Source organism: Enterococcus sp. DIV1206, from assembly GCF_051712485.1.
GTDB lineage: Bacteria > Bacillota > Bacilli > Lactobacillales > Enterococcaceae > Enterococcus > Enterococcus faecalis.
In genome coordinates, this window is sequence record NZ_JBIOOZ010000001.1 from 918,030 (window position 1) to 940,543 (window position 22,514).

Annotated in this window: 22 protein-coding genes; 19 read left to right on the top strand and 3 right to left on the bottom strand. The window is 37.4% G+C overall.

The window, feature by feature from the left end:
- Positions 1 to 186: 186 nt before the first annotated feature.
- The 14 genes from recQ to holA all read left to right on the top strand — a co-directional run bounded on the left by recQ (position 187) and on the right by holA (position 16,028).
- Positions 187 to 1,956, top strand: coding sequence for a DNA helicase RecQ (gene recQ / locus IGK86_RS04570; protein ID WP_016616753.1), 1,770 nt, complete (start codon positions 187 to 189; stop codon positions 1,954 to 1,956).
- Positions 1,957 to 2,182: 226 nt separating this feature from the next.
- Positions 2,183 to 2,488: a YlaN family protein gene (locus IGK86_RS04575; protein WP_002356684.1), complete on the top strand. Its 306-nt coding sequence runs from the start codon at positions 2,183 to 2,185 to the stop codon at positions 2,486 to 2,488.
- Positions 2,489 to 2,491: 3 nt separating this feature from the next.
- Entirely contained in the window at positions 2,492 to 3,700 is a 1,209-nt protein-coding gene (locus IGK86_RS04580; protein WP_002356686.1) for an FtsW/RodA/SpoVE family cell cycle protein, read from the top strand.
- Between the two features lie 32 nt (positions 3,701 to 3,732).
- The gene (locus tag IGK86_RS04585) at positions 3,733 to 7,161 is read left to right on the top strand and encodes a pyruvate carboxylase (protein WP_438742095.1); all 3,429 of its coding nucleotides are present in this window, start codon (positions 3,733 to 3,735) and stop codon (positions 7,159 to 7,161) included.
- A 16-nt stretch (positions 7,162 to 7,177) separates the two neighbouring features.
- Positions 7,178 to 8,302: a CAP-associated domain-containing protein gene (locus IGK86_RS04590; protein WP_438742097.1), complete on the top strand. Its 1,125-nt coding sequence runs from the start codon at positions 7,178 to 7,180 to the stop codon at positions 8,300 to 8,302.
- Positions 8,299 to 8,733 (top strand): YlbF family regulator, encoded by a 435-nt coding sequence (locus IGK86_RS04595; protein ID WP_002400862.1) that lies wholly within the window; start codon positions 8,299 to 8,301, stop codon positions 8,731 to 8,733. The genes IGK86_RS04590 and IGK86_RS04595 overlap by 4 nt, the downstream gene beginning before the upstream one ends.
- Positions 8,723 to 9,073 carry a YlbG family protein gene (locus IGK86_RS04600; RefSeq protein ID WP_002359714.1) on the top strand — a complete coding sequence of 117 codons (351 nt, stop codon included), beginning with the start codon at positions 8,723 to 8,725 and terminating at the stop codon, positions 9,071 to 9,073. Before IGK86_RS04595 ends, IGK86_RS04600 begins: the two co-directional genes overlap by 11 nt.
- A gap of 59 nt (positions 9,074 to 9,132) precedes the next feature.
- Positions 9,133 to 9,726, top strand: coding sequence for a 16S rRNA (guanine(966)-N(2))-methyltransferase RsmD (gene rsmD / locus IGK86_RS04605; protein ID WP_071646757.1), 594 nt, complete (start codon positions 9,133 to 9,135; stop codon positions 9,724 to 9,726).
- 1 nt (position 9,727) lies between these two features.
- Positions 9,728 to 10,219 carry a pantetheine-phosphate adenylyltransferase gene (gene coaD, locus IGK86_RS04610; RefSeq protein WP_002356693.1) on the top strand — a complete coding sequence of 164 codons (492 nt, stop codon included), beginning with the start codon at positions 9,728 to 9,730 and terminating at the stop codon, positions 10,217 to 10,219.
- Positions 10,206 to 11,276: a SepM family pheromone-processing serine protease gene (locus tag IGK86_RS04615; RefSeq protein WP_002399203.1), complete on the top strand. Its 1,071-nt coding sequence runs from the start codon at positions 10,206 to 10,208 to the stop codon at positions 11,274 to 11,276. Before coaD ends, IGK86_RS04615 begins: the two co-directional genes overlap by 14 nt.
- Positions 11,277 to 11,339: 63 nt before the next feature.
- A complete protein-coding gene (locus IGK86_RS04620; protein WP_016616750.1) occupies positions 11,340 to 12,017 on the top strand; it encodes a helix-hairpin-helix domain-containing protein in 678 nt (225 codons plus the stop codon).
- 122 nt (positions 12,018 to 12,139) lie between these two features.
- Entirely contained in the window at positions 12,140 to 12,643 is a 504-nt protein-coding gene (locus IGK86_RS04625) for a ComE operon protein 2 (RefSeq protein ID WP_002356697.1), read from the top strand.
- A gap of 34 nt (positions 12,644 to 12,677) precedes the next feature.
- Positions 12,678 to 14,942: a DNA internalization-related competence protein ComEC/Rec2 gene (locus IGK86_RS04630; RefSeq protein WP_438742611.1), complete on the top strand. Its 2,265-nt coding sequence runs from the start codon at positions 12,678 to 12,680 to the stop codon at positions 14,940 to 14,942.
- 57 nt (positions 14,943 to 14,999) lie between these two features.
- Positions 15,000 to 16,028 carry a DNA polymerase III subunit delta gene (holA, locus tag IGK86_RS04635; protein ID WP_002381565.1) on the top strand — a complete coding sequence of 343 codons (1,029 nt, stop codon included), beginning with the start codon at positions 15,000 to 15,002 and terminating at the stop codon, positions 16,026 to 16,028.
- A gap of 51 nt (positions 16,029 to 16,079) precedes the next feature.
- Here holA and IGK86_RS04640 read toward each other — a convergent pair whose 3' ends face one another.
- The gene (locus IGK86_RS04640; RefSeq protein ID WP_002397139.1) at positions 16,080 to 17,021 is read right to left on the bottom strand and encodes a ketopantoate reductase family protein; all 942 of its coding nucleotides are present in this window, start codon (positions 17,019 to 17,021) and stop codon (positions 16,080 to 16,082) included.
- A 168-nt stretch (positions 17,022 to 17,189) separates the two neighbouring features.
- Here IGK86_RS04640 and IGK86_RS04645 point away from each other — a divergent pair, with 168 nt between their 5' ends.
- Complete coding sequence (locus tag IGK86_RS04645) at positions 17,190 to 17,747, top strand: acyl-CoA thioesterase (protein WP_002382741.1); 558 nt, start codon at positions 17,190 to 17,192, stop codon at positions 17,745 to 17,747.
- A gap of 86 nt (positions 17,748 to 17,833) precedes the next feature.
- On the opposite strand, the gene rpsT is transcribed toward IGK86_RS04645, so the two are convergent.
- On the bottom strand, positions 17,834 to 18,085 hold the full coding sequence (gene rpsT / locus IGK86_RS04650) for a 30S ribosomal protein S20 (RefSeq protein WP_002356703.1): 252 nt from the start codon (positions 18,083 to 18,085) through the stop codon (positions 17,834 to 17,836).
- A gap of 210 nt (positions 18,086 to 18,295) precedes the next feature.
- Here rpsT and IGK86_RS04655 point away from each other — a divergent pair, with 210 nt between their 5' ends.
- From IGK86_RS04655 to IGK86_RS04665, 3 genes are read left to right on the top strand one after another with little or no spacing between them, the layout of a single operon-like run.
- Positions 18,296 to 19,330, top strand: a complete 1,035-nt coding sequence (locus IGK86_RS04655) for an inorganic phosphate transporter (RefSeq protein ID WP_002356704.1) — start codon at positions 18,296 to 18,298, stop codon at positions 19,328 to 19,330.
- Positions 19,331 to 19,342: 12 nt separating this feature from the next.
- On the top strand, positions 19,343 to 19,966 hold the full coding sequence (locus IGK86_RS04660) for a DUF47 domain-containing protein (RefSeq protein WP_002356705.1): 624 nt from the start codon (positions 19,343 to 19,345) through the stop codon (positions 19,964 to 19,966).
- A gap of 18 nt (positions 19,967 to 19,984) precedes the next feature.
- Positions 19,985 to 20,770: a ChbG/HpnK family deacetylase gene (locus tag IGK86_RS04665; protein ID WP_002362199.1), complete on the top strand. Its 786-nt coding sequence runs from the start codon at positions 19,985 to 19,987 to the stop codon at positions 20,768 to 20,770.
- Between the two features lie 38 nt (positions 20,771 to 20,808).
- Here IGK86_RS04665 and IGK86_RS04670 read toward each other — a convergent pair whose 3' ends face one another.
- Positions 20,809 to 21,639, bottom strand: coding sequence for an undecaprenyl-diphosphate phosphatase (locus IGK86_RS04670; protein WP_002356708.1), 831 nt, complete (start codon positions 21,637 to 21,639; stop codon positions 20,809 to 20,811).
- Between the two features lie 115 nt (positions 21,640 to 21,754).
- Here IGK86_RS04670 and IGK86_RS04675 point away from each other — a divergent pair, with 115 nt between their 5' ends.
- Positions 21,755 to 22,315 (top strand): PTS sugar transporter subunit IIA, encoded by a 561-nt coding sequence (locus IGK86_RS04675; protein ID WP_002385759.1) that lies wholly within the window; start codon positions 21,755 to 21,757, stop codon positions 22,313 to 22,315.
- Positions 22,316 to 22,514: the final 199 nt, after the last annotated feature.

Genomic DNA, 22,514 nt, shown 5'->3' on the forward strand with positions numbered 1-22,514 from the left:
GTTATCCACAACAAGCAAATGTCGTTATTTTTGAAAGCTTTTGATAGCAAGCTTTCACAATTTTTCATTCTTTTTGATGTTTCACGTTAACTGGTGTTTCACGATTGTGTCTTGTTTTAACACACCTTGTTCCTGTTAGATTAGCGTGTTAAAATGACTTGTAGAACAAAGATTGGAGCGCAATAAATGAGTGCATTACAAGAATTATTAAAAGATACATTTGGCTATGATGATTTTCGGCCAGGACAAGAAACGATTATTCGTCATGTATTGCGACAAGAAAATGTCTTAGGCATTATGCCAACAGGTGGAGGCAAATCAATTTGTTATCAGTTGCCAGCCTTACTTCTGGATAATTTAACATTGGTGATTTCACCATTAATTTCTTTAATGAAAGATCAAGTAGACGCCCTGAATTTAATGGGAATTCCAGCTACATATATCAATAGTACCATTTCCTATCAAGAAATGAATCATCGTATTCAATTAGCGGTTAACAAAGAAGTCAAGCTGTTGTATGTTGCGCCAGAGCGATTAGAATCTTATGATTTTCAACAGATGCTGACACATGTACCGATTGATTTATTGGCAGTAGATGAGGCACACTGTATTTCACAATGGGGGCATGATTTTCGTCCAAGCTATTTGCGTTTAGCAGAGATTATCGATCAATTTCAACAACAACCAACTGTGATTGCACTAACAGCTACAGCAACGCCACAAGTAGCGGAGGATGTTGTCAAGCAATTAAGAATTCCATCAGAAAATGAAATCAAAACAGGATTCGCTCGAGAAAATTTATCTTTTCAAGTCGTGAAAGATCAAAATAGAGACGTTTTTCTTTTGGAATATTTAAAGATGAATACTGGGCAATCAGGTATTATTTATGCAAGCACGCGGAAGGAAGTTGAACGAATTTATCATTTATTAGAGAATAAAAAAATTGCTGCTGGGATGTATCATGGGGGTATGAGTGAACAGCTACGTAGTGAAAATCAAGAAGCGTTCTTGTATGATCAAGTGCAAGTGATGGTAGCAACAAATGCCTTTGGTATGGGGATTAATAAGAGTAATGTTCATTTTGTCATTCACGCACAAGTACCAGGGAATATTGAATCTTATTATCAAGAAGCCGGCCGAGCTGGTCGTGACGGTCTGCCTAGTGATGCTGTGTTAATGTTTGCTCCACAAGACTTGCAAATTCAACAATACTTTATTGAACAATCTGAAATGACCATTGATTATAAGCAGAAAGAGTACTTGAAATTACGGGAAATGTCACAATATGCGAATGCACAAATGTGTTTACAAAAATATATTTTACGCTATTTTGGTGAAGAAGGGACGGACTGCGGTCGCTGCTCGAATTGTCTGGATAATCGAGAATTAGTCGATATTACGGTCGATGCCCAAAAAGTCTTGTCTTGTGTAAAACGTATGGGAGAACGTTTCGGTAAGGGCTTAGTTGGTAAAGTCTTGACTGGCTCAAAAGATCAAAAAATTGATCAATGGCATTTTGATCGTTTGCCAACATACGGACTAATGAAAGGTCGCACGCAAAAAGAAGTCACACAGCTGATTGATTATTTGACAGCAGAACGTTATTTAATTCCTTCTGATGGGCAATTTCCGTTGTTATCAGTCTCGACAGAAGGTGTTCAGGTGCTTTTAGGGGAACGGAAAGTCTTCCGAAAAGAAGACCAAAAAGTTCGAAAAGTAGCAGTGGATGATGCCTTGTTTGAACGATTACGCGAATTACGTATGGACATGGCTCAAGAGGCAGGCGTGCCGCCATATGTAATCTTTTCCGACAGTACACTTAAAGAAATGTGTGAAAAATTACCGCAAACAACGATTCAATTATTGCAAATAAAAGGGGTCGGCCAAAATAAATTAGATAAATATGGTACCGCCTTTTTAGAAGTAATTAAAGAATATCAAGAGATAAAAAAATGATATAATTTGTTATTTTATTTAAAATTAAAAGCAGAAAATAAGAAAAAAGTCTTTTAATGTATTTGTTGTTGTATTGATAAAATAAGCTTGTTATATAAAGAGATTTCTTACTTAATATATCGCTTGGTTTTAGAAAATTTCTTAAAGGAAATTTTCTGAAATCATCATGTATCTAACTGAGAATTATGTTATAATTATTTAATTAAGATAGGGAGGTTCTGTACAAATGGACGAAGGAATTTCAAAGAAATTTGCCATTCAATTATTAGAAGACGATGCAGAACGCATTAAAATGCTTATTCGTAATCAAAAAAACAGTTTGTGCATTTCTCAATGTAAAGCATTTGAAGAAGTGGTGGATACACAAATGTATGGTTTTTCAAGACAAGTGACCTATGCGACCCGTTTGGGGATTTTAACTAATGATGAAGGACATCGCTTACTAAGTGATTTAGAACGCGAATTGAATCAATTATATACAGATGTTTATGAAGAAACACAAGAAAAAAACGAGATTGGCAAGGAGGGTTAAGCTTTGCCAAACAAAGTAAAGAAACGGCATTTGCTAGACTATAGTATTTTTATTCCATATTTAATTTTAAGTATCGTGGGATTGATTATGGTATATAGTTCCACATCCGCATTACAAGTAATGAAAGGTTTTTCACCTACGTCATTCGTTATTAACCAGGTTGCCTTTTGGGTAGTAGGGTTAGTTGCAATGTTTTTTATTTATAAGATGAAAACATCCGTTTTCCAGAATCGAAGTTTTATCATGTTTGCCATTGCAGTAATTACGGTTATGGTTTTAGCCGTTCGGATTCCTGGTATCGGGAAAGAAATTAACGGCGCACGTGGTTGGATTGAGATTGGTGGATTTTCGATGCAACCAGCTGAGTATTTAAAAATCATGGTTGTCTGGTATTTGTCTTATATTTTAGCACGGCGACAAAAGACAATTAATGGAGGCATGGATCAATTTAAACAAGCTGCCGGGCGACCGTTGATGCTCGTTTTTGTATTAATTGCTCTAGTTGCAATCCAGCCTGACTTCGGGAATGCGGCCATTCTAACATTAATTACCATCGTGATGGTTTTAGCAAGTGGGATTAATTATATGTATACCTATTTGGTCGGTGGCTTGGGCATTTTAGGTAGTATCACGGCTATTCAGTTATTAATTATGTCTAAAGGAAAAATTTTCCCAGCGCGTTACCAATATATTTATAATCGTTTTGCTGTTTTTAAAAATCCATTTTTAGATGAACGGAACTTAGGCCATCAGTTAGCTAATTCTTATTATGCAATCAGTAATGGCGGCTGGTTTGGCAAAGGTCTAGGGAATAGTGTTCAGAAAAAAGGCTTTTTACCAGAAGCACATACGGACTTTATCTTTGCGATTACTTTAGAAGAGTTAGGCATTATCGGCGGTCTAGCGATTTTAGGATTGTTGATGTTTATGATTGCGCGAATTATTTTAGTCGGTGTACGCTCGAAGAAACCTTTTAATTCACTAATGTGTATTGGAATTGGTACAATGTTATTAATTCAAGTCTTTATTAATGTTGGTGGGATTACTGGGATTATTCCATTAACAGGAATTACTTTCCCGTTCTTGAGTCAAGGTGGGAATAGTTTGCTGATTATTTCGATTGCTGTGGCCTTTGTCCTGAATATCAGTGCAGATGAAACACGTCAGAAATTAGAAAATGAGTACTATTTATCTTTAGAACAGAACCAATAAATTTGAAGGAAATTGATGGTAGGAGTGACGTTATGAAAAAGGTATTAGTTGCCAATCGTGGCGAAATTGCGATTCGAATTTTTAGAGCTTGTACAGAATTAGATATCCGTACAGTAGCGATTTATGCTGCAGAAGATGAGTATTCTGTTCATCGTTTCAAAGCAGATGAAGCGTATTTAGTTGGTAAGGGGAAAAAACCAATTGAAGCCTATTTAGACATTGAAAATATTATCCAAATTGCCCAAAAATCGGGAGCAGATGCCATTCATCCTGGTTATGGCTTTTTATCAGAGAATTTACGCTTCGCCGAACGTTGTGAAGAAGAAGGAATCATTTTTGTTGGACCTAAAACACACCATTTAGATATTTTTGGCGATAAAATTAAAGCGAAAGAAGCAGCTGTAGCTGCGGGGATTGCTTCGATTCCAGGCTCAGATGGGCCAGTAGCAACGGTGGAAGAGGTCGTAGCTTTTGGTGAAACGCATGGCTTTCCTATCATGATTAAAGCTGCTTTAGGTGGCGGCGGTCGCGGGATGCGCGTTGCCCACGATGCCAAGGAAGCACGAGAAGGTTACGAAAGAGCAAAAAGCGAAGCGAAAGCAGCCTTTGGTTCTGACGAGGTTTATGTTGAAAAGTATATTTCTAATCCTAAACATATCGAAGTACAAATTTTAGGCGATCATCATGGGAACGTCTTGCATTTATTTGAACGTGATTGTTCCGTTCAACGGCGCCACCAAAAAGTGGTAGAAGTCGCACCATGTGTATCAATGAATGAAGAACAACGAGCAGCCATTTGTTCGGCTGCTGTGCAGTTAATGGCGCATGTCGGCTACGTGAATGCGGGAACGGTTGAGTTTTTAGTAGAAGGGGATCAGTTTTATTTTATTGAAGTGAATCCTCGTGTTCAGGTAGAACATACTATCACAGAAATGATTACAGATATTGATATTGTAATCTCTCAATTACAAATTGCGCAAGGGCTTGATTTGCATAAAGATATGCATTTGCCAAAACAAAACGAATTGACATTAAAAGGCGCGGCTATTCAATGTCGGATTACGACTGAAGATCCCTTGAACCAATTTATGCCAGATACAGGGAAAATTGATACGTATCGTTCACCAGGTGGGTTTGGTGTGCGTTTAGATGTAGGGAATGCTTATTCTGGCTACGCTGTGACGCCCTACTTTGATTCTTTATTGGTTAAAGTCTGTACGCATGGTTTCTCTTTTGAACAGGCAATCAGTAAAATGCAACGCTGCTTAAAAGAATTTCGGATTCGTGGCGTGAAAACAAATATTCCGTTTTTACAAAATGTTGTGAGCTATCCAGCGTTTCAATCTGGGGAAGCCAAAACAACCTTTATTGATAATACACCTGAATTATTTGAATTTCCTCGTATGCGCGATCGTGGCAATAAAACGATGAAATACATTGGAGAAGTAACGGTCAATGGGTTCCCTGGCATTGAACGAACGGAGAAAAAATATTTTGAAGCTCCGCGCGTGCCGACAGATGTTGAAGTTCCAGAAAAAGTGATCACAGCTAAAAATATTCTAGACGCTCAAGGAGCAACCGCCGTCATCGATTGGGTTAAGAATCAAGAAAGTGTGTTAATGACAGATACCACGTTCCGTGATGCGCACCAAAGTTTATTAGCTACTCGTGTGAGAACACAAGATTTTAAAGCAATTGCTGGTCTAACTGATGCAGCCCTGCCTGAGCTGTTTTCTAGTGAAATGTGGGGTGGCGCTACGTTCGATGTTGCCTATCGCTTCTTAACCGAAGACCCATGGCAACGTTTAAGAAAAATTCGTCAGTTGATGCCAAACACACTTTTACAAATGCTGTTCAGAGGATCTAATGCGGTAGGCTATCAAAATTATCCTGATAATGTTATTGAAGAATTTATTAAAGAATCCGCTCGCCAAGGAGTCGATGTTTTCCGAATTTTTGATAGCTTAAACTGGATTCCTCAAATGGAAAAAAGTATTCAAGTCGTTCGGGATACCGGAAAAATTGCGGAAGCAGCAATTTGTTATACTGGGGACATCAATGATCCAGCCCGAGCAAAATATAATGTTCAATATTACCTTGATATGGCTAAAGAATTGGAAAATTTAGGGGCACAAATCATTGCGATTAAAGATATGGCTGGCTTATTGAAACCACAAGCTGCTTATCGTTTAATTAGTGAATTAAAGGCAGCCACGGATTTACCAATCCATCTCCATACCCACGATACTAGTGGCAATGGGATCATCACTTATTCAGCAGCCACTAAAGCAGGCGTTGATATTGTTGACGTCGCAATGAGTGCGATGAGTGGCGCAACTAGCCAGCCAAGTATGAACAGTCTATATTATGCTTTAGTCAATGGTGAACGGACGCCAACTATTAACATTGATAATGCACAGAAAATCAATCATTATTGGGAAGATGTGCGCATGTATTATCAACCATTTGAAAATGGGTTAAATGCCCCGCAAACAGAAGTCTATATGCATGAAATGCCTGGTGGTCAATACTCTAATCTGCAGCAGCAAGCAAAAGCGGTAGGCTTAGGGCACCGTTGGGATGAAATCAAAAAAATGTATCACACAGTGAATTTGATGTTTGGTGATATTGTAAAAGTGACGCCATCTTCAAAAGTCGTGGGAGACATGGCACTCTTCATGGTTCAAAATCATCTGACAGAACAAGATGTTTATGCGCGTGGTGAAGAACTAAGTTTTCCTGAATCCGTTGTGACTTTTTTCCAAGGTGATTTAGGTCAACCAGTTGGTGGGTTCCCGAAAGAGCTCCAACGAATTATTCTAAAAGGTCGTCCAGCCTTCACAGAGCGGCCAGGTGACTTAGCAGCACCTGTTGATTTTGCGAAAGTACAAGAAGAATTAGCCGAAAAAATTGGGTATCAACCTAAATTGGAAGAAGTTTTAAGTTATTTAATGTATCCACAAGTATTTTTAGAGTATCGTCAAAAATACGAAACCTTTGGAGATATAACCTTATTAGATACGCCAACATTCTTTAATGGTATTCGTCAAGGAGAGACATTGGAAGTTCAAATTGAACGAGGAAAAACGTTAATTATTCGTTTAGATGAAATTGGCGAACCTGATATTGACGGAAACCGCGTCTTGTTCTTCAATTTGAATGGGCAACGTCGTGAGGTTTTAGTTAAAGATGCCTCTATTAAGTCTGCTGTTCAAGTTAAACAAAAGGCGGAACCAACTAATAAAGAACAAATCGGCGCAACGATGTCTGGTTCTGTTCTACAAGTATTGGTCAAACGTGGCGATAAAGTAGAAAAAGGTCAGCCGTTGCTGATTACAGAAGCCATGAAAATGGAAACGACTATCGAAGCACGTTTTGCGGGCACGGTAGATCACATTTATGTTGAAGAAGGCGAAGCAATCAGCTCAGGTGATTTGTTATTAGAAGTGAAAGAAAAATAAGATGAGAGGGGAAAAAATGAAGCGATTTTGGGCCTTTACTGCTGTTTTTTTAACAGTTCTACTCATCGGATATTTAGAGCCAGTTTTTTTCCCTGCTGAAAAACCAACCGAAACAGCTCAAAGTGGGCGCTTATCCAGCGCTCACACCGCTGTTCCTCATGAAGAATTGCCAGCTTCTGGCTACGCAGCATACATAGGGAAAGATGTGGAAACCTTTATGCGCCAGTTTGGCAATCCTAAAGAAAAAATTAAAACAGGTCGTACGTATGAATTATGGACGTTCGGTTTGACGATGAATGATTACTTAGAAGTCAACGTTCGAGAAAATAAAGTCATCGCAATTAAGGCCTTTAACAATGACAAAATGATAGAACCGTTTAAGATAGATATGAAGCTTGCTGACTTGTCTGATTTAATGACGATTTATTCTAATTTTGCATTTAATTTTCATCATGAAGCTTACGATGTCGAGCTGATGGAAGAAGATATGAACTATCGACCACTGGTTGCTTTTGATAATGGCAGTTTTGCGGTGTTATTTTTTAATCAGCGGACGGGCGGTTTAATGGCAGTTAATTATGTCAATAAAGAAACGTTGCTCACGGAAATGCCGTATCAATTAAATGAAGGTTCTCCTTTGCCAGTTGATATAACGCAGTCAATGACCTTCGATCCTGTTCAAAGTAACCAAGCGATTTATGTCATGAATCTGGTTAAACAGCAAGAAAATCAAGCTGCTTTTTCAGTTTCCACACAAAGTCAAAAAGATGCCCAAACATTGTATCAAACGCTGGCTAACCATACATCAACAATTTTGTCGGCAAATCGACAAGCAGAATTGTTACAAACGAGAGAGGAACATACAGCCATTCATCCATTTCAGTTGACTAAGGACGAATTTTCTTTATTAGTTAAAACGAGCAAACTTTCGTTGAGAGAACCAGCAGGTATTTTCCAAGAACCTGTTTATGATAGTACCTTTACTATTTTGTCATGGTTTTCGGACCCGCAATATGATAGCTATTTTGCTGAGTCAGAAACGACAGAATTGGGCGTTGCCTTTTCCAATGAAGGTGTGTTAGTCTTATTAGAGAAACGACCAGAAAATAGGCAAATCACGGAGAGTAGTGAAAAGTTATGATTGTGACAGAACATTTATTTGCAATTGAAGATCAAACAGAATGCTTAATTTCAGCACTTTTAGAAAGTGATGCTGTTCAAAACTATAAAGAAACAAAAAAAGCCATGTATGCTTCAACGGAAGTTGCTCAGTTACAAAAAGCATTTTTAGAAGCTAAGTCAGCTTTTGAACGAGTTGAGGCTTATGGAATTCATGCACCCGATTTTCGGGAGAAACAGCGAGCCCTACGTAAAGCAAAGCGGGCGCTTGATTTAAATGAAATCGTTGCAAATTATCGTTTTGCTGAGACAAACGTTCAAACGTTGCTAGATACAATTGGTTTAAAGATTGCGCAACTAATTTCTGAAGATATTAAAGTAGATGCTGGAAATCCTTTCTTTGAACGAGGAAAGAAACATTCAGGTTGTGGAGGAAGCTGCCATGCAAGCTAAAGAAGAAAAAGAATTTACGCTTCAAGAGCGTCGTTGCCTAATTGTTTGGGTATACACATTAAAACCGTTAAAACAGTTACGCCGATATGGACTGATTCACTATGTTTCACGAAAAATGAAATATGTGGTGATTTACATGAATGAAGAAAATATTGAAAGTAACATGGAAAAAATTAATCAGTTACATTTTGTTCGTAGTGTCGATAAATCGTATCGACCAGATGTCGAAATGAATTTTGCTGAAAAAATTGGTACCAAAGCGGCTTATCAAGAACAAGAAGACGATGGCTATGTAGTAGAGGAATTATCTACAGAGATTCGCTTAGCGGAGAATGTCTAATGCAAAAGAGTGAGAAATGTTATGAGAAATTTCAAACATTTTTCACTCTTTTTGTTATAATGAATTATAAAAGAATGATTGATAAAGGAGTCGAAACAATGCGTGTTATTTCTGGAGAATATGGTGGCCGGCGCTTGAAAGCGTTAGATGGCGACAATACTAGGCCCACAACAGATAAAGTAAAAGAATCTATTTTTAATATGATTGGTCCATATTTCGATGGTGGAATGGCGCTGGATTTATATTCAGGAAGTGGCGGGTTAGCGATTGAAGCCGTTTCTCGTGGAATGGATAAAAGTGTTTGTATTGAAAAGAATTTTGCTGCACTAAAAGTAATTAAAGAAAATATTGCGATTACAAAAGAACCAGAAAAATTTGAAGTTAGAAAAATGGATGCTAATCGTGCCTTAGAACAGTTTTATGAAGAGAAGCTACAATTTGATTTGGTCTTATTGGATCCGCCCTATGCCAAACAAGAAATTGTTTCACAATTAGAAAAGATGTTAGAACGGCAGTTATTAACAAACGAAGCCGTTATCGTTTGTGAAACAGATAAAACTGTCAAATTACCGGAAACGATTGGTACACTAGAAAAAACAAGAGAAACCGTTTACGGAATCACTCAAGTAACGATTTATCGTCAGGAGGCGTAAGATGCGTAAAATTGCTCTATTTCCCGGAAGTTTTGATCCGATGACAAATGGTCATTTAAATTTGATTGAACGCAGTGCGAAGTTATTTGACGAAGTCATCATTGGCGTTTTTATAAATACAAGTAAGCAAACATTATTTACGCCAGAAGAGAAAAAATATTTAATTGAAGAAGCAACTAAAGAAATGCCAAATGTGCGTGTTATTATGCAAGAAACCCAGTTAACTGTGGAAAGTGCAAAATCATTAGGGGCTAATTTTTTGATTCGTGGCATTAGAAACGTCAAAGACTACGAGTACGAGAAAGACATTGCTAAAATGAATCAACATCTGGCGCCAGAAATTGAAACGGTTTTTCTATTAGCAGAAGAACCATATGCACATGTAAGCTCCAGTTTACTAAAAGAAGTTTTACGTTTTGGAGGCGATGTGTCTGACTATCTTCCTCCCAATATTTATCATGCGTTAAAACAAAAGAAGAATGACTGGAGCTAAAATAATGAATAAAAAAACAGAAAAATTTTCGTTTAAATCACTCATTCCAATGGTATTGGCATTGCTGCTAATTGGTTTGTTTATCGTCCCAATTCCTTATTATATTGAAGGACCAGGAACGACAGAAAATTTAAAAGAGTTTGTAACTGTTGATGGAAAAAAAGATACGCAGTCAGGTGCTTTTTATTTAACAACGGTGGGCATTCGTTCGGCCACTATTTTTTCTGCCATAAAAGCAAACTTTTCGGATTTTCAAGAAGTCATGTCCAAAAAAGAATTAATGGGAGATAGTAGTAATAGCGAATATAATCGAATTCAACAATACTATATGGATTCCTCAAAAAACGCCGCAATTGAGCAAGCCTTAAAATTAGCGAAGGTTCCATATGAGATGAAATTTAAAGGCGTCTATGTGTTAGCGATGGAAGACAACTCAAGTTTTAAAGGAAAAATTGAAGTTGGCGATACCGTGACAGGCGTGGATGGCAAATCTTTTAAAAGCAGTGAAGAATTAATGAACTACATTAAAGCACAAAAAGTGAATCAAAAAGTCACTGTTCAATTTACTCAAGATGGCAAAGCAAAAGAAGCGACCGGCAAATTAATTGAATTGCCAACAGATAAAAAAGCGGGGATTGGTATTGGTTTGACCGATCATACAGAAATTGATTCTTCTATCCCAGTATCTATTGAAGCGGGTGATATTGGTGGGCCATCGGCTGGTTTAATGTTTACTTTGCAGACCTATGAACAATTAAGTCATAAAGATTTACGTAAAGGTCATGAAATTGCTGGAACAGGTACGATGAACAGTCAAGGAATCGTTGGTAGAATCGGTGGTATTGACAAAAAAGTTGTAACAGCCAGTGAGAACGGTGCAGAAATTTTCTTTGCACCCGATGATGAAATAACTTCAGAAATGAAAAAAGTTGAGCCAAAAATCAAATCGAATTATCAAGAAGCACAAGAAGCTGCGAAAAAAATTGGGACAAAAATGAAAATTGTCCCAGTAAAAACGGTTCAAGATGCCTTGAACTATCTAGAGAAATTAAAATAAAAGTACGCCTGGACCAAAAATTACTAGTGATTTTTGGTCCAGGCGCATTTTTTTTGTTAAAAAATGCGTAATTATATTTTGAAGGGAGGACAAACGATGGATTGGTTGAAACAGTTACCCAAAAAGTGGCTATTGCTAGGTAGTGGCGCGTCTATAGTTATTTTGATAACTCTATTAGTGGGCATTTATTTGATGGTTAATAAGGAGCCACGAGTAGACACCACAATGTGGGAGGAGACAAGTCTGACCACTACGGCAGAGGCCTCCACAGATGCCACAAAAGAAAGGGCAGAAACAATGATCTATGTTGATATTAAAGGCGCAGTGAAAGTACCAGGAATCTACCAACTAAAAAATCAGCAGCGGATTTGGGATGCTTTAGCTTTAGCTGGAGGCGTGAGCGAGGAAGCTGATACTGCCCAGGTCAATTACGCTCAAAAAGTAAAAGATCAAATGATTATTTACGTGCCCAAAAAAGGAGAACCAGTGGCACAGTCATTAGAAACGCTGCAGGAATCAGCATCTGCTCAGCAAAATCAGGAGGAAAAGATCAACCTTAATACGGCAACAGAAGCAGAGCTACAAACGATTTCAGGAATCGGTGCGAAAAAAGCACAAGAGATTATTCGTTTTCGTGACGAACAAGGACCGTTTAAAACCGTCGAGGAACTGAAAAATGTTCCCGGTATTGGAGAGAAAACAGTAGAACGTTTAAAAGACATGTTGACAGTGACTGGCTAACTTTTAACAGAAAATTCCTGAGAATTCTTGACTATGGGATGCGGATAACATACTATTTGTAATAAGATTAAATGATTTGGCAAATCGAACACAGGAGTCATTAAAAATAAAGGAGGTTTATTATGGAACGAATTCCATGGGACCAATATTTTATGGGACAAAGCGTCTTATTATCATTAAGAAGTACTTGCACACGGTTAACTGTCGGAGCAACCATTGTTCGCGACAAACGAATTATTGCAGGAGGTTATAATGGTTCAGTCAGTGGCGGAACGCATTGTATTGATGAAGGATGCTATGTTGTTGATAATCATTGCGTTCGAACAATCCACGCAGAAATGAATGCAATTTTACAATGTGCGAAGTTTGGCGTCCCTACAGAAGGGGCAGAAATTTATGTGACACATTTCCCTTGCCTGCAATGTACAAAGATGATTTTACAAGCAGGGATTAAAAAGATTTATTATTTAAAGGATTACCGTAATGATGCGTACGCCCTAAATTTAATTGAACAAGTAGGTGCCACGGTTGAAAAAGTGACTTTAGTACCAAAATATTTTGCCGAATTACAATGGGGAGAAGAATTTGCCACACTTGAGGACAATCCTTCCTCAGCTGAGGAATAATTGGTTCTTCATAGCTCTGCTGACTAGTTGTGGGCTGTGGTGTTTTTTCGCACCTAGCCTATTAGGAGCTCTTCTTTTTTCTATCACTGTTATCCGTATTGTCTGTACAAAAAGTTTTCCTGTTATATTGGGAGGTTTTTTGTGCAGTTTTTTAATAGTAGGGGGCATATTGATTTTCCAGTGGTTAAAGCCAGTCTCTTTGTTGCCTAAAGATGTCCGCTTGTCAGGACAGCTAACGATATTGCCAGATGAAATACAAGTAGATGGTGATCAAGTAAAATTTCCTGCCAATTGGATCGTAAAAGGCAAAAGGCAGAAAGTGATGGCATTTTATCAATTAAAAAGTGTGAAAGAAAAACAGCAATGGCAACAACTAACCACAACCATTCAGGCAACCGCTGTAGGTATTTTAGACTCGCCCCAAGGTCAAACCAACAAAAATGGCTTCAATTATCAACTATTTTTAAAGAATCAAGGAATCGAAGCTATTTTATTCATTGAGGAGATAGGACAACCGCGTTCCTTTTTTTCTTGGCGGTTTAAAGAAATCATTAGCGGCTGGCGGAAATGGGCGATGGTACATATTCAGAAAAATTTTGGTGATACTAGTGCAATGTACATGAATGCGTTGCTCTTAGGTTTTCGTAATGAAGAATTTGCTGAAATAAGCGATAAATTTTCAGCATTAGGCATTTTGCATCTTTTTAGTTTGTCAGGGATGCATGTTTCTTTTTTCCTTCGTTTATTTCGCTTGCTGATGCTAAGAATCGCTCGCCGAACACAAGAAAGTTATTTTTTGTGGCAATGCGCTTTTTCACTGATATATGCTGGTTTAACAGGATTCTCAGTCAGTGTCATGCGGGCGCTTTTACAAACAAACCTCAATACGTTCAATCGACGGTTTAATTGGCAGGTTCCGGCCCTCGATTGTTGGAGTTTAACTCTCTTAGTGCACTTGATTGTTCAGCCAACCCTCTTTTTTTCAGTCGGCGGTCAATTTAGTTATTTACTTTCCTTTGTTCTGCTGTTTTTAGAGCAAACATTGGTTGGTTATTCTTCGGCTTTCATTAAAAATTGTTTAGGCTCTTTCCTATTGGCTGTGGCTTCCTTACCTATTTTAGTCCAATCATTTTATGAATGGCCCTTGTTAGGAAGTTTCTTAACATTTCTCTTGTTACCAATTTTTGAACGGTTCTTGTTACCGCTTTTGACGTTGAGCTTTTTTCTAGTGATTATTATGCCAGCACGTTATTTAGCAGCCTTGCTCGAACCACTATTTTTAACAATGAATGGCTTATTTGAGTGGGTGCTAGTTCACTTAAATCCGAAGCTGACCATCGGCTATTTAAATTCTTGGATACAAATTAGTTTGTTATTACTAATCGGACTTTCAATGATTTATTTAGCAGACAAGTCTAAAAAAATTTTTTTCTCAATCGGACTACTAATTGTTTTGATAAATAGTAAATACCTTTCGCCAATTGGCATTGTTGCAATGATCGATGTAGGCCAAGGGGATAGTTTGTTTATCCAAGCGCCTTTTCACAGAAAAAATACACTGATCGATACAGGTGGTCGGTTGTCTTTTGACAAAGAAGCTTGGCGGCAACGGAAAAATAGTCGATCAGGAGCGGAATATTCAGTGATTCCTTTTCTCAAAAGTCAAGGAGTCAAACGTTTAGATGAAGTGATCATCACACACGCACATGAAGACCATTTTGGCGATTTATTAGCCATTGCGCAGAAGGTTCCAATTTCTGTTCTTTATTTCCCTAAAGGAGCAGCTGAAGCCAATTTTTCGTTTCGCCAAGTCTTGAAACAACTCCAAAAAAGCGGAACAGACTGTCGGCCAATTTTAGCGCCCAAGAGAATTAATGGGCCCATTTCTCTTCAAATTTTATCGCCCAATAAGAGCAGTATTGGGGGCAATAATGACTCGATAGTGTTTTCCACACAATTAGGCGGACGGCATTTTTTATTTACTGGTGACTTGGAAGCCGAAGGAGAAGAACAAGTGTTGGCTCGCTATCCCCAGTTGAAAATCGACATCTTGAAAGTCGGTCATCATGGTAGTAAAACGTCGTCTACTAAAAGATTTATCAAACAGCTTAATCCGCGAGAAGCATTGATTTCAGCTGGACTGAATAATCGTTTTAAACATCCTCATCAGGAGACATTAGCGACGCTGGAGGAGCAAAAAATAAATTATTATCGGACCGATCTTCAAGGAATGATTTATTATCAATGGTTACCTTGGCAAGGGCTTTCTAAAGCCAAATTTGTTAAAGAACAAGACTAGTATTTCCAGAAGTAACATGATAGGATAAACAAGAGAAACGAGAAAAGGAGCGAGCCAATGGAGTTACAAAAAGCTTTGAAAGAAGTGCGAGAGCAAAAAATCGCTCCAGTGTATTTATTAATAGGAACAGAACTTTATTTAACTGAATTATTTAAAACAACATTGATGAAAGAATTGTTGACGGAAGAGGATGATCAATTTAACTTTTTCTCATTTGATATGGAGGAAACACCTTTAAGTGCAGCGATTGCTGAAGCGGAAACAATTCCGTTTTTTGGTGATTATCGCCTTGTCTTTGTGGAAAATCCTTACTTTTTAACTGCCGAAAGAAAAACAAACGGTGTGGAACATGATGTCAATCTTTTATTGAATTATTTGGAAAGTCCATCACCAACAACTGTTCTTGTTTTTATGGCCTCATATGAAAAATTAGATGAACGCAAAAAAATTACCAAAGCATTGAAAAAAAATGCCACAGTAGTTGACGTCAATCCAATGGATGAAAAGGCTATTCGTCAGTACATTTCTCAAACGATTGAGAGCGAAGGGTACACTATTCGCTCCGATGCTTTTGATTTATTACTTCAATTGACAGACTTGAACTTATCAAAAATTATGGGAGAATTACAGAAGCTGTATTTATATGCCCTTGAAACGAAGACAATTACACGAGGTGCGGTTCAAGAATTAGTCCCTAAGTCTTTGGAACATAATGTTTTTGATTTAACCAACGAAGTACTTTCTGGAAACAGTGAAAAAGCTGTTCAATTGTATGAAGATTTACTTTTACAAGGAGAAGAAACCATTAAGTTAAATGCAATCTTACTGAATCAGATTCGCCTTTTTCTACAAACAAAAATTTTGGCTAAGATGGGCTATCAACAAGCGAATATTGCTGATACATTAAAGGTTCATCCTTATCGAGTCAAGTTAGCGTTACAACAAGTCCGACGATTTGAATTGTCTCGATTAGAAAGACTTTATGATGAATTAGTTGAAAATGATTACCGCATGAAAACGGGCCAAATGGATAAAGAATTACTATTCCAATTATTTATTTTAAAATTGACTGCAGAAGCAAAATAAGAAAATGCCAGAGGCAATCGTTGTATGACGATTGCCTCTGGCATTTTCTTATTATTTAGCTCCTAATAGTTCTTCTTTTCCGTGAACAAGCTGTGTCAACATGGCACAGAAAGGTGTTGCTACGTTGTATTTTTGTCCTTTGCGCCAAACAGCACCATTAATGTAATCAATTTCTGTGAGACGATGATTTTTAATTAAATCTTGATACATAGACGGATAGTGCAAGCCAATACCGTTTGGATCATAAGTTTGAGCAATATGTGTATAGACTTCTGCTTGATCTAAATGAATGGCTTCTTTTTCTGCGACTGCTGCAAATTCACTGATTAATGTTTTAACAAGGGATTCACTAACAGGTAGTGCGCCAAATTCGGCAATATTACAATCAAGGATTGTACACAAACCGTTTAGCGTGCCATTGACACAGGCTTTCCGCCAAATAGAGTAGCGAACATTGCTACTATAGCTTGGATTTAAACCAGCTTTTTGGAAGACATCAACGACTTCTAAAGCAAATTCTTTACCAGAAGGATCAATATTTTCTAATTCAATTTCGCCATCACCTAAAAGTTTAACACGTCCCGGTCCTTCTAAACCAGCTGTCCACATGGTAATGCCAACCAAGATGTTTTCTTTTGGTACATATTTTTCTAGTACATCTTCATGACCTAAGCCATTTAATAAACATAGTACATATGTTTTTTCGGTAATCATTGGTTGAATCGCTTTAAACATTGCATCTAATTGTTGTGCTTTAGTTAAAGCGATAATTAAATCCACTTGTTCATTTTGATGGTCAATTTCTTCTGGTGAGAAGATTGGTAGGTTCGCGACAACTTCTTCTCCGTTAAAATCAGCGATTAAACCATTTTTACGAATAGCTTCAATGTGCGCGGGCCATTGATCGATTAAAGTTACATCATTTCCGCCTTGATGCAACATAATTCCTAAACGGCTGCCCATAGCGCCAGCACCAGCAATTGCAATTTTCATGTGTATCCATCTCCTTAAAAGTTCTTTAACCGTTATTATTATACAGCAACTTTCCTAAAAATGAATAAATGGGACTTGCAAATTTGTTATTTTTTAAATGTTTCCTAAAAAGTAAGGATTGCATCAAATGGTAAAGTAAGCTAAAGTAAAGCGTGGAAAAGTTTATAAATGAAAGTAGAGGAATCGTTAATGACGAAAGAAAAATTTTGTCGAGAATCACGAGTAATTCAAACACATCGTGTATTTCCCTTTGATTTAAATCCCTTTGGTGCACTATTTGGTGGGAAATTAATGTCTTTAATTGATGACGCCGCATCCATTTCCGTTTCACGACATTGTCGGAGAGGGGCAGTTACAGCATCTTTAGATAACTTGAATTTTTTAAAACCTTTAAAAGAAAATCACTCAGTGTGTGTTGAAACGTTTGTTTCTGGCGTGCATCATAAATCGATGGAAGTATTTGTTAAAGTTGTAGGAGAAGATTTAACAACTGGAGAGCGTTATTTAGCGGCGACTTGTTTTACAACTTTTGTAGCCATTCCGTCTCATATGAATCCTGAAAGTGACTTCCAATTAGCGGCAGTCGTCCCAGAAACTGCAGAAGAAAAGTTGATTTGTTCCAATTATGAAACGAGACGACAACAACGTTTAGCTTTGCGAGAAGAGACTAAATTATTTAGTCAACATCTCACAACAGATTTACCGTGGATTGATTCACCTTTATAAAAAAATGTCCGAGTCTTTGTGAAAACAGACTTGGACATTTTTTGATGAAAAAAGAAGCTAACATGAATGCTAACTTCTATCTCACATTATTTAGCTAATTTGCTTAAACGAATTTTATCGCGGTTAGCTTTGTTTTTATGGATTAAACCTTTAGTTGCAGCCATATCAACAGCTTTAACAGCTTCGTTGTATAAAGCATCGACGTTATCAGCTCCAGCAGCTACAGCTTCTTCAAATTTCTTGATTGCTGTACGCATTGCGTTTGTTTGAGATGAATTTTTCGCATTCGCGTTAGCACTTGTACGTACGCGTTTGATTGCAGATTCGATATTTGGCATTTGTTTCACCTCCGATGATTTAGGTTTTACACTGGTCAGCCAATGTAATTCAACAGTAATCATTATACCTAATCCATTGTTCCATTGCAATAAAAGACGACAAGTTTTTTTCCTTAACAGACAATTTCAAGAAAAAAATAAGAAAATTTGCCAGAGCCTTAAGAAAAAAGCATACATTTTTTTTAAAACATGCTATGATAAAATAGATAAATGAAAAATGGTGGTGTCTTTGTGAGTATTGCATTATTGGTAACGATTACTTTGGTAATGGGTGTAATTTTTGTTAACGGTTGGACGGATGCGCCGAACGCAATTGCAACCGCTGTCTCGACTCGGGTGTTAAAACCGAATGTCGCAATTTGGATGGCTGTTGTGATGAACTTTTTAGGTGCATTAGTCATGACCTTTTTTAATGCCCAAGTAGCTGAAACGATTAGCAACATTGTTAGTTTTGACGCAAATGGAAACGCTTCACAGGTGGCTTTGGCTGCTTCGCTTTTTTCAATTGTGGTTTGGGCAGTTGCTGCGTGGTATTTTGGTATTCCCACAAGTGAAAGCCATGCGTTAATTGCCGGCTTGACTGGTTCGGCAATGGCATTAGGTGGTTTGGGTGCAGTCAATGGCTCGGAATGGATCAAAGTGCTTGTTGGTCTAGTTGTTTCTACCGTTATGGGCTTTGGCGGCGGTTATTTAATTGCCAAACTTGTTGTGAAAGCTTTCTCGGCTGTGCCTAGAAGAAAAGCCAACAAATTTTTTACAGTTGGACAAGCCTTTGGTGCAGGAGCTAATGCTTTTTTACATGGTGCGCAAGATGGGCAAAAATTTATGGGCGTGTTCATGTTAGTGCTTTTTTATAATAATTTAGTCGAAAAAACAGGTGGCGGTTTTGTGATTCCGTTATGGGTTATGGTTCTGTGTTCCATTACAATGGGCATTGGAACTTCTGTGGGCGGCATGAGAATCATTAAATCAGTCGGGATGGATATGGTAAAACTCGAACGCTATCAAGGCTTCACTGCAGATTTAAGCACGGCTATTTGTTTATTTTTAGCATCGGCTTTTGGGATTCCAGTTTCAACTACTCATACAAAAACGACAGCGATTATGGGAGTAGGTGCTTCTAAGCGAATCTCAAGTGTTGACTGGCGTATCGTGAAAGAAATGCTGATAGCATGGATTTTAACTTTCCCAGGATGTGGGCTGATCGCTTATGTGATGTCAAAATTATTTATTGCAATTTTTTAAGGAGAGAAAAACATGGCACGTAAAAAACAATTTGATTATTTTGGAGAATTAAACCAGTTAGCAACAAATGCTTATGAAGCGGCAAAGGTTTTGCAAGAAATTGTAGACAATTATTCATTAGAAAACTTAGTAAAAAAATCAGAAGCGATTCATCAATTGGAAAAAGAGAATGATGAAATTGTTCGCAAAATTTTAAATGAACTCTATATTTCCTTTATTACGCCGATTGATCGAGAAGATATTGTCGATATTACGGATCACTTAGATAACATTATCGATAGCATTAATAGTTTGTCTTATTTACTTGATCATTTAGTTGTCGAAGAAATGATTGCGCCCGCGCTAGAATTAACTGCTTATATTGTTAAAGCGACAGAAGGCGTTAAATCAGCAACGAAGGAATTTGCAAAATTTAAGAATTCTAAAACGTTAGTTTCATTGATTGATGAAGTGAATACGATTGAATCTCAAGGCGATAAATTATACAGTAGCGCCATGAAAGATTTGATGACCAACGAAAAAGATTTATTAAAAGTTATCAAGTGGAAAGATGTTTACGATCAGCTTGAGCGCACGATTAATGATTGTGAATCAGCTGTTAATATTATTGTCGGAATTGTCATCAAAAATACGTAAAGAAAAGAGGGGGAGCTGTTGGTTAAAGTAATTGTTGATGCTGATGATTTTGGGATGTCAGAAGCGATTAATCATGGCATTATCAAAAGTTATGTCGATGGTTTAACAACGTCGACACTTTTGATGCCCAATTTACCAACAGCAGAACACGCCGTTGCGTTAGCAAAAAATTATCCAGGCTTATTTGTAGGTCAGCATACGAATTTTTTATTAGGGAAACCTTGTGCGGACCCATGTATGATTCCTTCACTGGTAGATGAACAAGGCAATTTTCATCGCTCTTCTTATTATCGTCAACAAAAGCAAGTAACCTTCGTATATGAAGAAGTACGACTTGAAACGATTGCGCAATTGACGCGCTTTAAGGAACTAACTGGACATTATCCTGAACATTTTGATTGCCACTCGATTGGGGATGAAGTGGTTGATCAAGTATTTTTAGAATTAGCAGAAGAGTACGGACTTCATACAACCCTGAAATATAGTGGGGAAAAAGAATATCCACCGCAACAAGGTTATTTCCAGGTAACACATTTGTTAGAGTCTGGCGCGTTATCTTATATTCACGAAGGCGTATCAGTGGAGAATTTTTTAGAAGATGACTTTGGTTTATTATGGATGCCGGAATCGGCAATTGCTGAGATGCATTTTGATGTTGGGTATTTGGATCAATTTGTGTTAGATAATTCTTCATATACCACTTTACGCTGCAAAGAATTAGCAACAATTTGTGATCCTCGTGTTCGTCAGTGGTTTGAAGAACAGGGGATTGAGCGAATAACGTTTGGCGATTTAAAAAAATAAAACCGTTGCTTTCAACAGTGAAAGCAACGGTTTTATTTTTATGAGAATAACCAGTAGCCAATTAAAATCGCACCTAAAATTACACGATACCAACCGAAAACTGTAAAATCGTTTTTCTTCAAGTAATTCAATAAGAATTTAATCGCAATGATGGAAACAACGAAGGCAACAATAGAGCCAGTTAATAAAATAATGATTTCTTCTGACCCAAACGTATTTCCTTTGGCCAAGAATTTAAAGATTTTTAAAAAACTTGCTCCAAACATTACTGGAATTCCTAAGAAAAATGAAAACTCTGTTGCAACAAAACGTGAGGCCCCAATTAAGATTGCCCCTAAAATGGTCGCTCCTGAACGTGAAGTTCCTGGAATTAATGCCAGTACTTGGAAAGCACCAACGATTAAAGCGGCTTTATAAGTGAAGTCTTTTAGATTAGTACACTTCGGTGCAACATTTTTATTTCGTTTTTCAATGATAATAAAAGCAATCCCATAAACAATTAACATAATCGATACTGTTAAAAAGTTATAAAAATGTGCATCTAAATAATCATCAAATTTTAGACCAATAACTGCCGCTGGTAAACAAGCGACTAAGACTTTAGACCAAAGAATCCAAGTATCTTTTTTCTCTTCGCCATTTTTCTTTGGTGAGAAAGGATTCAATTTGTGGAAGTATAAAATAACAACCGCCATAATCGCTCCCAATTGGATAACGACGTTGAACATTTCCATAAAATCTTTACTTAGATCGAGTTTAATAAACTCATCCACTAAAATTAAATGTCCGGTACTACTAATTGGAAGCCACTCGGTAATTCCTTCGATAATACCAAGAATAATTGCTTTCCATAGGTTAGCAAAAAGCATGTCACCATTCCTTTCTGAAATAAATGCAAAATACATCAAGTATAAGTATACCCGCTGACAAAGTAAATGCCAATGCAAATTCTTATTTTAAAATAAATTTTAGAATTATACAAAGGTGCCACTTGTAATTCATGAAACTTTTTTCTATACTAGTGATACTTTAAAAAATGGGGGAAGAGAAATGTTTGGATTTTTGAAGAAAAAGAATGAAGTTGTCGAAAATAATACAATGTATGCCGTTGCCAATGGAACCATTATCCCAATCAGTGAAGTGAATGATCCTGTTTTTTCACAAAAAATGATGGGAGATGGCTATGCAGTAGTTCCAGAAAATGGTGAAATTTATGCACCTATTGAAGGAGAAGTTTTAAGCGTTTTCCAAACAAAACATGCCATTGGTTTAAAAATGACAAACGGTCTTGAAATTTTATTACACATGGGTATCGATACGGTAGAGTTAAACGGGGCACCGTTCACTATTAAAGTGAAAGAAGGCGACCAAGTGACTGCAGATACGGTGGTCGCAATTGCTGATTTAGAAGCAATTAAAGCAGCTGGTAAAGGAACTGAAATGGTTGTCATTATTACCAACATGGATAAAGTAGCACAATTTTCGTTAGAGAAAACTGGCGTGGTTACAGCTGGTACACCAGTTGGCTCTGCCACAGCCAATTAATGCATTAGACGAGGTCGGGACAGAACCGTTTAGCTCCGAGAAATAAGAAGAAATTTCCGAAAATTGATCTTTGATTTTTGGAGACCAAGTAGGTATTGTTCATCATCGAATCACTACGTTCTTCGTGATTCTCAACAATTTCGGCTTATTTCCGAAGGACCTTCAACTCTTAGAGCTTTAGCACTTAGAAGTTGTTGAG

Excerpts from the sequence above, each read along its gene's own strand:
- recQ (WP_016616753.1), top strand. The coding sequence starts at position 187 with ATGAGTGCATTACAAGAATTATTAAAAGATACATTTGGCTATGATGAT.
- IGK86_RS04575 (WP_002356684.1), top strand. The coding sequence starts at position 2,183 with ATGGACGAAGGAATTTCAAAGAAATTTGCCATTCAATTATTAGAAGAC.
- IGK86_RS04585 (WP_438742095.1), top strand. The coding sequence starts at position 3,733 with ATGAAAAAGGTATTAGTTGCCAATCGTGGCGAAATTGCGATTCGAATT.
- IGK86_RS04590 (WP_438742097.1), top strand. The coding sequence starts at position 7,178 with ATGAAGCGATTTTGGGCCTTTACTGCTGTTTTTTTAACAGTTCTACTC.
- IGK86_RS04595 (WP_002400862.1), top strand. The coding sequence starts at position 8,299 with ATGATTGTGACAGAACATTTATTTGCAATTGAAGATCAAACAGAATGC.
- IGK86_RS04600 (WP_002359714.1), top strand. The coding sequence starts at position 8,723 with ATGCAAGCTAAAGAAGAAAAAGAATTTACGCTTCAAGAGCGTCGTTGC.
- rsmD (WP_071646757.1), top strand. The coding sequence starts at position 9,133 with ATGAATTATAAAAGAATGATTGATAAAGGAGTCGAAACAATGCGTGTT.
- coaD (WP_002356693.1), top strand. The coding sequence starts at position 9,728 with ATGCGTAAAATTGCTCTATTTCCCGGAAGTTTTGATCCGATGACAAAT.
- IGK86_RS04615 (WP_002399203.1), top strand. The coding sequence starts at position 10,206 with ATGACTGGAGCTAAAATAATGAATAAAAAAACAGAAAAATTTTCGTTT.
- IGK86_RS04620 (WP_016616750.1), top strand. The coding sequence starts at position 11,340 with ATGCGTAATTATATTTTGAAGGGAGGACAAACGATGGATTGGTTGAAA.
- IGK86_RS04625 (WP_002356697.1), top strand. The coding sequence starts at position 12,140 with ATGGAACGAATTCCATGGGACCAATATTTTATGGGACAAAGCGTCTTA.
- holA (WP_002381565.1), top strand. The coding sequence starts at position 15,000 with ATGGAGTTACAAAAAGCTTTGAAAGAAGTGCGAGAGCAAAAAATCGCT.
- IGK86_RS04640 (WP_002397139.1), bottom strand. The coding sequence starts at position 17,021 with ATGAAAATTGCAATTGCTGGTGCTGGCGCTATGGGCAGCCGTTTAGGA.
- IGK86_RS04645 (WP_002382741.1), top strand. The coding sequence starts at position 17,190 with ATGAAAGTAGAGGAATCGTTAATGACGAAAGAAAAATTTTGTCGAGAA.
- rpsT (WP_002356703.1), bottom strand. The coding sequence starts at position 18,085 with ATGCCAAATATCGAATCTGCAATCAAACGCGTACGTACAAGTGCTAAC.
- IGK86_RS04655 (WP_002356704.1), top strand. The coding sequence starts at position 18,296 with ATGAAAAATGGTGGTGTCTTTGTGAGTATTGCATTATTGGTAACGATT.
- IGK86_RS04660 (WP_002356705.1), top strand. The coding sequence starts at position 19,343 with ATGGCACGTAAAAAACAATTTGATTATTTTGGAGAATTAAACCAGTTA.
- IGK86_RS04670 (WP_002356708.1), bottom strand. The coding sequence starts at position 21,639 with ATGCTTTTTGCTAACCTATGGAAAGCAATTATTCTTGGTATTATCGAA.